This is a genomic window from Streptococcus sp. E17BB, from assembly GCF_041807725.1.
GTDB classification, from domain to species: domain Bacteria; phylum Bacillota; class Bacilli; order Lactobacillales; family Streptococcaceae; genus Streptococcus; species Streptococcus entericus.
The window spans coordinates 1-9,366 of record NZ_JBGTZC010000053.1; the positions used below are offsets into that span (position 1 = coordinate 1).

The 9,366-nt window shown below is 45.1% G+C and carries 9 protein-coding genes, 6 tRNA genes and 1 pseudogene; 10 read left to right on the forward strand and 6 right to left on the reverse strand.

Going from position 1 to position 9,366, the window contains the following annotated elements; translation table 11 throughout:
• The first annotated feature begins 51 nt into the window (after nucleotides 1-51).
• The 6 genes from ACERC7_RS09870 to ACERC7_RS09895 all read left to right on the forward strand — a co-directional run bounded on the left by ACERC7_RS09870 (nucleotide 52) and on the right by ACERC7_RS09895 (nucleotide 562).
• Nucleotides 52-124: transfer RNA gene (locus tag ACERC7_RS09870), tRNA-Phe, on the forward strand.
• A gap of 17 nt (nucleotides 125-141) precedes the next feature.
• A tRNA-Tyr gene (locus ACERC7_RS09875) sits at nucleotides 142-222 on the forward strand.
• A gap of 7 nt (nucleotides 223-229) precedes the next feature.
• Nucleotides 230-300: transfer RNA gene (locus ACERC7_RS09880), tRNA-Trp, on the forward strand.
• A 12-nt stretch (nucleotides 301-312) separates the two neighbouring features.
• Nucleotides 313-385: transfer RNA gene (locus ACERC7_RS09885), tRNA-His, on the forward strand.
• A 10-nt stretch (nucleotides 386-395) separates the two neighbouring features.
• A tRNA-Gln gene (locus ACERC7_RS09890) sits at nucleotides 396-467 on the forward strand.
• Between the two features lie 11 nt (nucleotides 468-478).
• A tRNA-Leu gene (locus ACERC7_RS09895) sits at nucleotides 479-562 on the forward strand.
• A 192-nt stretch (nucleotides 563-754) separates the two neighbouring features.
• On the opposite strand, the pseudogene ACERC7_RS09900 reads toward ACERC7_RS09895, so the two are convergent.
• Nucleotides 755-901 (reverse strand): annotated as a pseudogene (locus ACERC7_RS09900) (ISL3 family transposase); the annotation flags it as partial.
• Nucleotides 902-1,111: 210 nt separating this feature from the next.
• Between ACERC7_RS09900 and hisS the strand changes: the two are divergent.
• From hisS to ACERC7_RS09920, 4 genes are all read left to right on the forward strand, one after another.
• Entirely contained in the window at nucleotides 1,112-2,389 is a 1,278-nt protein-coding gene (hisS, locus tag ACERC7_RS09905; RefSeq protein ID WP_373659589.1) for a histidine--tRNA ligase, read from the forward strand.
• A 9-nt stretch (nucleotides 2,390-2,398) separates the two neighbouring features.
• Nucleotides 2,399-2,698 (forward strand): cell division protein ZapA, encoded by a 300-nt coding sequence (gene zapA, locus ACERC7_RS09910; RefSeq protein ID WP_018368495.1) that lies wholly within the window; start codon nucleotides 2,399-2,401, stop codon nucleotides 2,696-2,698.
• On the forward strand, nucleotides 2,695-3,228 hold the full coding sequence (locus ACERC7_RS09915) for a CvpA family protein (RefSeq protein WP_373666841.1): 534 nt from the start codon (nucleotides 2,695-2,697) through the stop codon (nucleotides 3,226-3,228). Before zapA ends, ACERC7_RS09915 begins: the two co-directional genes overlap by 4 nt.
• A 586-nt stretch (nucleotides 3,229-3,814) precedes the next feature.
• Entirely contained in the window at nucleotides 3,815-4,105 is a 291-nt protein-coding gene (locus tag ACERC7_RS09920) for a hypothetical protein (protein ID WP_373659587.1), read from the forward strand.
• A gap of 93 nt (nucleotides 4,106-4,198) precedes the next feature.
• Here the strand turns inward: ACERC7_RS09920 and pgk are convergent, their stop codons facing one another.
• The 5 genes from pgk to lepA form a co-directional block, all read right to left on the reverse strand.
• Complete coding sequence (gene pgk, locus ACERC7_RS09925) at nucleotides 4,199-5,395, reverse strand: phosphoglycerate kinase (RefSeq protein WP_373659586.1); 1,197 nt, start codon at nucleotides 5,393-5,395, stop codon at nucleotides 4,199-4,201.
• A gap of 292 nt (nucleotides 5,396-5,687) precedes the next feature.
• Nucleotides 5,688-6,272: a DUF1648 domain-containing protein gene (locus ACERC7_RS09930; RefSeq protein ID WP_373666842.1), complete on the reverse strand. Its 585-nt coding sequence runs from the start codon at nucleotides 6,270-6,272 to the stop codon at nucleotides 5,688-5,690.
• Nucleotides 6,256-6,537, reverse strand: coding sequence for an autorepressor SdpR family transcription factor (locus tag ACERC7_RS09935; RefSeq protein WP_373659583.1), 282 nt, complete (start codon nucleotides 6,535-6,537; stop codon nucleotides 6,256-6,258). Before ACERC7_RS09935 ends, ACERC7_RS09930 begins: the two co-directional genes overlap by 17 nt.
• A gap of 203 nt (nucleotides 6,538-6,740) precedes the next feature.
• Nucleotides 6,741-7,094, reverse strand: a complete 354-nt coding sequence (locus tag ACERC7_RS09940; RefSeq protein WP_373659582.1) for a DUF6054 family protein — start codon at nucleotides 7,092-7,094, stop codon at nucleotides 6,741-6,743.
• A gap of 135 nt (nucleotides 7,095-7,229) precedes the next feature.
• A complete protein-coding gene (gene lepA / locus ACERC7_RS09945) occupies nucleotides 7,230-9,059 on the reverse strand; it encodes a translation elongation factor 4 (RefSeq protein WP_373666843.1) in 1,830 nt (609 codons plus the stop codon).
• Nucleotides 9,060-9,366: the final 307 nt, after the last annotated feature.

Here is a 9,366-nt window from a genome sequence, read left to right on the forward strand (position 1 = left end):
GTCGGGCTCATAACCCGAAGGTCGTAGGTTCAAATCCTGCTCCCGCAATAAGGCTCGGTAGCTCAGTTGGTAGAGCAATGGATTGAAGCTCCATGTGTCGGCGGTTCGATTCCGTCTCGCGCCATTACAATTAAAAATCTCGGAGAGATAGCGAAGAGGCTAAACGCGGCGGACTGTAAATCCGCTCCTTCGGGTTCGGGGGTTCGAATCCCTCTCTCTCCATCCTTTTACGGGCATAGTTTAAAGGTAGAACTAAGGTCTCCAAAACCTTCAGTGTGGGTTCAATTCCTACTGCCCGTGTAAGCACCTATGGCGGGTGTGGCGAAGTGGTTAACGCACCAGATTGTGGCTCTGGCATTCGGGGGTTCGATTCCCCTCACTCGCCTATTTCTTATTGGGGTATAGCCAAGCGGTAAGGCAACGGACTTTGACTCCGTCACTCGTTGGTTCGAATCCAGCTACCCCAGTTCATCATTAAGCCGGCGTGGCGGAATTGGCAGACGCGCTGGACTCAAAATCCAGTGTCCTCACGGACGTGCCGGTTCGACCCCGGCCGCCGGTATAGCTTAATGTAGTTGAAAAGACAAGGTTTCTAAGCCTTGTCTTTTGTTTTATCTTTTCTATTGCTCTTTTTCAAGTTGCCAAAAAATGGCTCTTTGTCAACTGTAGTGGGTTGACCCACTTAACACCGAGAGAGGACAGTTCTTGTCTTCTCTCGTTTTATGTTTATGGCAATGAAAGGGCATTGACAATCTTGTCCCTGGCAATGTTGGCATTTTGGAGCAGGGTAATCGAGTTTAGCGATGACCTCTTTGTGACTCCCAGCCTCCACAACCTCCAAAATAGTGATATTAGGGTCTTTAATTCCGAGTAGGTTTGTGATAAAATTGAACTGTTCCATATGTGTCTTTCTAATGAGTTGTTTAAGCACTTTTCATTGTAGGTCATATGGAACTTTTTTTCTACACTCAAAAGGCTCTATAATCTCCATGGTGGATTTACCCACTACAGAAATTATAGAGCCACTTAACTTGTAAAGAGCTTTAATTTTTAGAAAAATACACATCATTTATGGTACAATAGAAGGAACAGAATAGCAAAGGAATGAAATATGTTACTTCAAAAACCAAAAGGAACCCAAGACATTTTATCTAAAGAAAGTGCTCGATGGCAGTATGTGGAAGGTTTGGTACGAGAGCTTTTTGCCCAGTACAATTACGCTGAAATCCGCACACCCATGTTTGAGCATTACGAGGTTATCAGTCGCTCCGTTGGGGATACGACCGACATCGTGACCAAGGAAATGTATGATTTCTATGACAAGGGCGATCGTCATATCACGCTTCGCCCAGAAGGGACAGCTCCTGTTGTCCGCTCGTATGTAGAAAACAAGCTCTTTGCCCCAGAAGTGCAAAAGCCCGTCAAACTTTACTATATGGGTCCCATGTTTCGCTATGAGCGGCCGCAGGCAGGACGACTTCGCCAGTTCCACCAGATTGGGGTAGAGGCCTTTGGTTCTAGCAATCCTGCTACCGATGTAGAAACCATCGCTATGGCCTATCATCTTTTTACTAAACTGGGCATTGCCAATGTCACCTTGCACCTGAATACACTGGGGACACCAGCTAGTCGGGCAGCCTATCGCCAAGCCCTGATTGACTACCTAACCCCCCTCAAAGACCAGCTGTCCAAGGATAGCCAGCGCCGTTTGGCAGAAAATCCTCTACGGGTACTGGACAGCAAGGAGAAAGAGGACAAGTTGGCTGTGGAAAAAGCGCCATCTATCCTAGACTATCTGGATGAGGATAGCCAGGCTCACTTTGATGCCGTTCGGGAAATGCTGGAAGCACTTGGCATCCCTTATGTCATTGATACCAAGATGGTACGAGGGCTTGATTACTACAACCATACTATTTTTGAATTTATCACCCCGCTGGAGGGCAATGAGTTGACTGTCTGTGCGGGTGGTCGTTACGATGGCTTGGTCGAGTATTTCGGTGGTCCTGCCACGCCAGCCTTTGGCTTTGGTCTTGGTATGGAGCGTCTGCTGCTGATTCTGGACAAGCAAGATTTGCTGCCTGATATGACGCCTCGCCTGGATGTTTATATCGCGGTGTTAGGGGCTGCGGCCAATAGCAAAGCTTTGGAGCTGGTACAGACCATTCGCAAGCAAGGCTTCTCAGCCGAGCGAGATGTCCTTGGCCGTAAGCTTAAGGCTCAGTTTAAATCAGCGGACAGCCTTGGTGCTAAGTTGATTTTGACCCTCGGAGACACAGAGGTTGACACAGAGGTTGTTACGATCAAGAATAACCAAAGCCGCCAGGAGATGCAGGTTACTTTTAACCAACTGCGAACAGATATGACTGGGATTTTAGACAAATTAAGCTAGGAGAAAGAGATGACCAAAAACCGATACAAATTCACTTTTGGGCAGAAAACCCTAACCTTAACCACTGATAAAGATAATCTTTATATGGAAGAGGTAGAGCGTCTTGCGAGGGAAAAATATGATGCCATCAAGTCAAAACTGCCAAAAGCAGATGACGAGACGCTTGCTCTGCTATTAGCCATCAACACCCTGTCTGTCCAGTTGGGTCGGGAGAAAGAGATGGCTGAGTTGGCTGCTGAATTGGATCGTTTACGCTATGCTTCTGAACAATCCACGAATCAAACTAGCTTATTTGAGGATAGCCAATGATAACTTTACTGATGATAATAGCCTTGGCTTGGCAGTTTTACCTGGGTTATAGCAGAGGTCTGGTCAAGCAAACCTACCTCTTAATAGCTCAGGTAGTATCAATACTTGTTGCGAAGACGTATTACAAGCCTCTAGCAGGGCTCTTAACTTTTTGGGTTCCCTATACACAGGCTGTCGAAGAAAAAGTGCTAACCTATTTTCCTCAGGTCAGCATCTTTGAAATGGACAAGGTGTTTTACGCAGGTACTGCTTTTTTAGCGTTGACACTAGCCAGCTATTTTGTCCTACGCTTACTAGCCGTTTTTCTTTATTTTTTTCCGCTTTGGAAGTTAGATACAACTCGATTTAATATGATTAGCGGTGCGTTATCTGTTTTTATGACTGTGGTGTTTTGGTCAATGGCTCTTCGTCTGTTTGCTACGGTACCGTTTGACCAAGTGCAGAGCCTGTTAACGAGCAATCCGATTATCTCTCTGCTGATCAATGTTCCTATTTTATCAGATGTATTGAATCAACTTTGGGTAGGGTGAGATGGTCTTCTGACGAAGTTTGGGTTCTAATCTGAGACAAATAAAATCTTGATAGTAAGTTGATATAACTGGATATGCATGTAGTATTATTGAAAGTTTTACCGTTAGAAAACCAGGTTGCTTTGATTAAACTGATAAGATTATATACACAAAAATCTATTAGTGATATACGACAGAATTTAGTAAGTGGTTTGCCTGTGTTGAGAGTTCCATACTCAGAATTGGAGGAACTTAAGAGATGACGAATTCTTATTGGTGAAATTTTAAGTTTGAATGCAGAAATTCAGCTATTCTTAGATACAGAAGAAGATGAAATCGATATTATGTTTCTAGATAATACAATAATTTCTCAAGAAGATACCATTAGTTTGACCAATAATGAGAATTAATGGCAATCAAAATAAAAAAATATTGTCACTTATAACCGTCAGTTTTTCAACTTTTTTGACTAGAGCCTTTAGATTTGTTTCCTGGATACAAATTTCCTAGATTTTTCACAGAAAAAGACGCTATACCAGCGCCTTTTTTGTATTTACCAATTACTTGCCTGAGACTTGATGACCTCAGGTCATTTCGGAGAACAGCTATGGCTATTCAAAAAACCTTGGGGAACCAAGGTTTTTCATCACAAAATTATTTTTCAGTAATGCTGACAAACCTGGAAGAACTGTACCTTTCAAGAGTTCCATTGATGCACCACGACCGCGTCGCAACTATTTTCACTAACTCAAAAGGGTGGTTTAACCACCCTTTTGTTAATATTTCGATGTTGCTCTTTTTTCGACAAAATCAGGATTTTGTCGAGATAAACGAACTAAATCTTATTTTTCTGTCAAAGCAGAAAGACCTGGCAATACTTTACCTTTACCTACCCTGATGTTCTAACCTCACTCCGTATCGGAGAACATCTAGGGATGGCACTAGAAAAGAGCTGTTTACACATCTCTTTTCGTCGCGAATATGTGGTTACTTATTTTTCAGTCAATGCTGACAAACCTGGAAGAACTTTACCTTCCAAAAGCTCCATTGAGGCACCGCCGCCCGTACTAATCCATGAGAACTTATCTGCACGACCAAGGTTGATGGCTGCTGCTGCTGAGTCACCACCACCGATGATGGATTTCACTTCTGGTTGCTTCACGATAGCGTCCATGACACCGATGGTACCTGCTTGGAAGTCAGGGTTTTCAAAGACACCCATAGGACCGTTCCAAACGACTGTTTTCGCACCTTCAAGCTCAGCTTCAAACTTCGCAATAGACTTAGGACCGATGTCGAGTCCAAGGAAACCTTCTGAAACAGCTTCGCCTTCGGTGTCACGCACCACATCGTAACCTGCAAAGGCGTTGGCTTCTTTCGAGTCAACTGGCAAGATGAGTTTACCGTTGGCTTTTTCAAGAAGGGCCTTAGCAACATCAAGTTTGTCTTCTTCGACCAATGAGTTACCGATTTCAATGCCTTGTGCCTTGTAGAAGGTGTAGGTCATACCGCCACCGATAAGGACCTTGTCTGCTTTTTCTAGCAAGTTTTCAATCACGCCGATCTTGTCAGATACTTTTGAACCACCAAGGATTGCGACAAATGGACGAACTGGGCTTTCAACCGCTTCTTGGATGTAGGCAATTTCGTTTTCCAAGAGAAAGCCAGCAACAGCCTTTTCAACGTTAGCAGAAATACCAACGTTTGAAGCATGCGCACGGTGAGCTGTACCGAAAGCATCGTTTACAAAGATGCCATCACCAAGTGATGCCCAGTATTGACCAAGTTCAGGGTCGTTTTTAGATTCTTTCTTGCCGTCCACATCTTCAAAACGAGTATTTTCGACCAAGAGCACTTGACCATCTTCCAAAGCATTGATAGCTGCTTCCAAGGCTTCACCACGAGTAGCACCTGGGAAGATAACCTCTTGACCCAGTTTTTCACCAAGTGCCTTAGCAACTGGTGCCAATGATTTGCCTTCTTTGTCCGTTTCTTCTTTGACACGACCAAGGTGAGAGAAGAGGATGGCACGTCCGCCTTGCTCAAGGATATACTTGATAGTTGGAAGAGCGGCAGTGATACGGTTGTCATTTGTAATCACGCCATCTTTCAAAGGCACGTTGAAGTCCACACGAACGAGGACTTTTTTGCCCTTAAGCTCAACATCTTTAACAGTTAATTTAGCCATTTTGGATAAACTCCTTAAATATTTTTTACCTCTCTAGTATAGCATATTCTGGTATTTTTTTCTCAAAAATTTGTGAAAAACATCTTATTTTCTTCAATACCCGAAAGAAAAGTAGACTGACTTGCTCAGCTAGTGGACATAGATGAATGGCAAGAAACGATTGACCAAGAGAAATGTCAAAGCCTTAGGCTGAGGCAGCCTGAGTGCTATAGTTGTGACACTGGTTGATTTTTCGATGTTCAGCAGTATCTTACTTCTTAAGGCTATGGCTAAGGGAACTGGCATAAATGGATCAACAAATTGCCCCAAAAGTCACTAACAATAAAAGCACAAAAGAAAGTTGGATAGGAAAGAGCAGACTGAGTAGCAAGACTAGACCCGCTCCGACAAAGAGATAAGAGGTTTGTTTGCGGAGGACAAGGGACACTGCTGTTTGTTCTAGCTTTTTCTGCTGATGCGGCCCTTCTTTTGTACCGTAGTTGCCCACTAAGAGCCAGCCGATGGCGACGATGAGGACCGCTACTTTTCTCATGTCTATGTCCCAGCCAAGGTTGAAAAATAGCAGAGCGGTCTGCAAGATGGTGATCAGCAGAGCACTTCCCAACTTAAAAGCTCTGATGACAGGCTGCTCCCCGATGCCAAGACTGCCCAAGATGATAGACAGCACCAGATAGATACCTGCCAAAAGGAGCGGTTGCCCCAGTAAAATCCAGCTCTTATCGGTCACACCATTGACCTGCCCATCCAAAGAGACGTGTGTGGCGAATTTATCTGGTAAATCCGCCCAAAAGACCTGCCCCAAGACCAAGGGCAGCAAGCACAACCCTAACCCAATAGCGACAACTGTCCAATCAATTTTCTTAATCACGTTCATCATGTTCTTCTCCTCCAAATCCAGCAATCCACACCAAGACTTCCTCAAAAACCGTCACATTGAGGCGGTAGTAGATGTATGTTTTTTCTCGCTCTTCTAAAATCAGCCCTGCCTTTTTCAAGACTGTTAAATGATGAGAGACAGTTGCCCCTGTCACATCAAAGAGCTCACCAATCTCACCAGCAGACTTTGGTCCCGCTTTTAAGCTGTCCAGTATCTGTCGACGAATAGGCGCTGCGAGTGCTTTAAGTGTTTCTGATAAGCCCATCATGACCTCCTGATTTTTATTTAGAAATATTTCTAAATAGAGTATAGCACTTTCGGATGTATCTGTTCAGCATTATTTCGATATTTTTCTAAATAATGGAGATGGGAGGAGATAATAGTCAATCGAACTCATTAAATTGTGTCCAGCAGTTGGATAACGCCTGATAAATTAGGAGGCTAGGACTATTGCCCTAACCTCCTTTTCTATTTTTCTGTATTCAACCACTCAAAGCCTTGCTTTCTCAAAGCGTCTGTGAACAATGAGGCAAAGTCACTATTGGCTCCCCAAGAGATGTTGAGAAAACCGCCTCCGCCACCTGAGCCAATAACATCTGCCACAACCCAGCCCGCAGAAGATGTCAGGTGTAAGGTAACACTCACATAACTCTCGACTCGAAAATAGAACTTTTCAAAGACGGCGAGCACGACCTGTTGACTTCCAAGGTCATGTTTGACAACTTCCGCCAGATCAGCGTTTACCTCCGTCACTAGGCGGTCAAAGATAGCTTGTGGCTTCTCGGTTGTTTGCAAAACTAGTCTGTTTAAGCGTTCTCCCATGAGGTATCCTCCTGTTATTGCTATTGTTTTTCTGTAAGGGCAAAGGCACGGCTGACTTGAGGGGCGATGTATTAGAGATTACGACGAGTTCTTCGAGTCACTCTCCAGTTTTTAGGCAACTAGAGAAAACAAACCTCATTTGTTTTCCTCATCCATAGACAGGACGCTGAGGAAAGCTTCTTGTGGGACTTCGACCGAGCCAATCGCCTTCATGCGCTTCTTACCGGCCTTTTGTTTCTCAAGAAGCTTGCGTTTACGGGACACGTCACCGCCATAACACTTAGCAAGGACATTCTTACGCAGGGCCTTGATGTCGCTACGAGCCACGATTTTCTGACCGATGGCCGCTTGAATCGGCACTTCAAACTGCTGGCGTGGGATGATTTTCTTGAGCTTTTCCACGATGATTTTCCCACGTTCGTAGGCAAATTCCTTGTGGACAATAAAGCTGAGGGCATCGACCTTGTCGCCATTGAGAAGAATATCCATCTTGACCAGCTTAGAGGTACGATACTCGGAAATCTCATAGTCAAAGCTGGCATAACCACGAGTGGACGATTTGAGCTTGTCAAAGAAGTCAAAGACAATCTCTGCCAGCGGAATCTGATAGATGACATTGACACGGTTGTCGTCAATGTAGTCCATGGTGACGAAGTCGCCACGCTTGCGTTGTGCCAGCTCCATGACAGCCCCGACATATTCCTGGGGCACCATGATTTGGGCCTTGACATACGGCTCTTCGATGGATTGGACACGGGTCGGGTCTGGAAACTCAGATGGGTTTGCCACTTCAATCATCTCACCGTCTGTCGTGTTGACATGGTAGACCACCGACGGTGCGGTCATGATCAGGTCAATGTTAAATTCCCGCTCCAATCGCTCTTGAATAACATCCATGTGAAGTAGCCCCAAGAAACCACAGCGGAAGCCAAAACCAAGTGCTTGCGATGTTTCTGGTTCAAATTGCAGACTGGCATCATTGAGCTGGAGTTTCTCCAAAGCCTCACGGAGGTCGTTGTATTTGTTGGACTCAATCGGGTAAATCCCTGCAAAGACCATGGGGTTCATCTGCTTATAACCTGCCAAGGGCTCTGCTGCTGGCTGACTAGCTAGAGTTACGGTATCGCCGACCCGAGTGTCTGCCACGGTCTTGATAGAAGCTGCGATATAGCCAACATCACCAGTTGCCAGAACCTCTCGACCGACCGCTTTAGGGGTGAAGATACCGACTTCAGTCACGTCAAAGGTCTTGCCATTGCTCATGAGCTGGATGGTGTCGCCCGGCTTGACCATACCATTGACCACCCGTACCTGCAAGATAACCCCACGGTAAGGGTCATAGACGGAGTCAAAAATCAAGGCTTGAAGCGGGGCGGTCACATCGCCAGTTGGCGCTGGAACTTTTTCAACGATTTGCTCCAAGATTTCCTCGATACCGATACCCGCCTTGGCAGAAGCCAAGACAGCTTCAGAAGCGTCCAGACCGATGACATCCTCAATCTCCCCACGCACCCGCTCAGGATCTGCCGCAGGCAGGTCAATCTTGTTGATAATGGGCAGGATTTCCAGATCATTATCCAAGGTCAAGTAAACATTAGCAAGAGTCTGTGCTTCAATTCCCTGTGCCGCATCCACGACCAAAATCGCCCCCTCACAGGCCGCCAAGGAACGAGAGACTTCATAGGTAAAGTCCACGTGCCCGGGTGTATCAATCAAATGAAAGGTGTAGGTCTCACCATCTTTAGCAGTGTAGTTCAGCTGGACAGCGTTGAGTTTGATGGTAATACCCCGCTCACGCTCCAAATCCATGCTATCAAGGAGCTGGGCCTGCATCTCACGGCTGGAAACCGTCTCGGTCTTCTCTAAAATCCGGTCAGCCAGTGTTGACTTACCGTGGTCAATGTGGGCAATGATGGAGAAGTTCCGAATCTTCTCCTGACGTTTTTTCAAATCTTCAATAGTCATACAAAATCCTTATTTTTCGTTTGCCCTCTATTATAGCAAATTTTGAGCATCTTGAGGAGTTTGTTGTTTAATTTTCTATGGTCTTGCATTAGATGTGAGAGCAAAATAAGAAAAAAGGAGAATTCCTAATATGAGAAGAGGACGATTGCCTACCACAAAACCTCAGCTATTTAAGACAATCATCTGAAAAGGCACCCCTTTTCTGTACAATTTTTATAAAGTGTTTTTGTTAAGCGATAACTCGCTTAACCATAGGTGTTTGGTAATCGAGACTACCGTGAATGCGATGATGGTTCCACCAGTGGAC

Excerpts from the sequence above, each read along its gene's own strand:
- ACERC7_RS09930 (WP_373666842.1), bottom strand. The coding sequence starts at position 6,272 with ATGATGAACGTGATTAAGAAAATTGATTGGACAGTTGTCGCTATTGGG.
- pgk (WP_373659586.1), bottom strand. The coding sequence starts at position 5,395 with ATGGCTAAATTAACTGTTAAAGATGTTGAGCTTAAGGGCAAAAAAGTC.
- ACERC7_RS09920 (WP_373659587.1), top strand. The coding sequence starts at position 3,815 with ATGGCTATTCAAAAAACCTTGGGGAACCAAGGTTTTTCATCACAAAAT.
- lepA (WP_373666843.1), bottom strand. The coding sequence starts at position 9,059 with ATGACTATTGAAGATTTGAAAAAACGTCAGGAGAAGATTCGGAACTTC.
- zapA (WP_018368495.1), top strand. The coding sequence starts at position 2,399 with ATGACCAAAAACCGATACAAATTCACTTTTGGGCAGAAAACCCTAACC.
- hisS (WP_373659589.1), top strand. The coding sequence starts at position 1,112 with ATGTTACTTCAAAAACCAAAAGGAACCCAAGACATTTTATCTAAAGAA.
- ACERC7_RS09935 (WP_373659583.1), bottom strand. The coding sequence starts at position 6,537 with ATGGGCTTATCAGAAACACTTAAAGCACTCGCAGCGCCTATTCGTCGA.
- ACERC7_RS09940 (WP_373659582.1), bottom strand. The coding sequence starts at position 7,094 with ATGGGAGAACGCTTAAACAGACTAGTTTTGCAAACAACCGAGAAGCCA.
- ACERC7_RS09915 (WP_373666841.1), top strand. The coding sequence starts at position 2,695 with ATGATAACTTTACTGATGATAATAGCCTTGGCTTGGCAGTTTTACCTG.